The sequence below is a fragment of the Delftia sp. ZNC0008 genome, assembly GCF_000799035.1.
GTDB classification, from domain to species: Bacteria; Pseudomonadota; Gammaproteobacteria; order Burkholderiales; family Burkholderiaceae_C; genus Comamonas; species Comamonas tsuruhatensis.
The window spans coordinates 1-728 of record NZ_JTKZ01000558.1 but is presented as its reverse complement, the minus strand read 5'-3'; the positions used below and the strand labels follow the sequence as shown (position 1 = coordinate 728).

The following is a 728-nucleotide window of genomic DNA, read 5'->3' as shown; positions in this document are numbered from 1 at the left end:
CCGCGTGTTGGCGCACGCTGCGGTGCGCTCCTGTCTCTGTTGACAGCCATCGCCGGCAAATCAGCTCAAATTTTTTTCAAAAGAGAGGCGAAGGCCTTCATGCCTTGTGCGGCGCCGCAGGCCGCACCATCACCCAGTAGCGCGAGAAGGAGTGGATTTCCACGGGCAGCGAGGAAGTCAGCGCGGCCAGCACGCGGTCGGTGTCGGCCAGCGGATAGGCGCCGGAGACGTGCAGGCCGGCCACGGCCGGGTCGCAGCCCAGGCGCCCGCGCCGGTAGCGGCCCAGCTCGGCCAGGAAATCCTCCAGCCGCATGCGCGAGGCCACCAGCATGCCTTCGGCCCAGGCGCTGGCCGCCGTGTCCAGCGCGCCGGAGTGCACGGCCTGCTGGGCCGTGAACGTGCCCTGCTCTCCCGCAGCTATGCGCTGCGCGGCATGCGGGGCATGCGCGGGCCGCAGTTGCACGGCGCCTTGCAGCACGCCCACTTCGATGCCGGGCTCGCGCTCGCGCACCGTGAAGCGCGTGCCCAGAGCCTGGACGGCGCCCATGGCGGTCTGCACGATGAAGGGCCGGTGCAGGCTGTCCGGCGCGGTCTGCACGAGGATTTCGCCACGCACCAGCTCCAGCACGCGCTCGGCCGCGCCGTAGCGCAGATTGAGGGCGCTGCCGGTGTTGAGCACCACGCTGCCGCCATCGGGCAGGGGCAGCGTGCGCTGCTCGCCCACGGCA

1 protein-coding gene is annotated in these 728 nt (G+C 71.0%); it reads right to left on the bottom strand.

The window, feature by feature from the left end; genetic code table 11:
• Positions 1-97: 97 nt before the first annotated feature.
• Positions 98-728, bottom strand: a 631-nt coding sequence (locus L995_RS18465) for a FecR domain-containing protein (RefSeq protein WP_047472925.1), incomplete at its 5' end; no start/stop codon positions are given.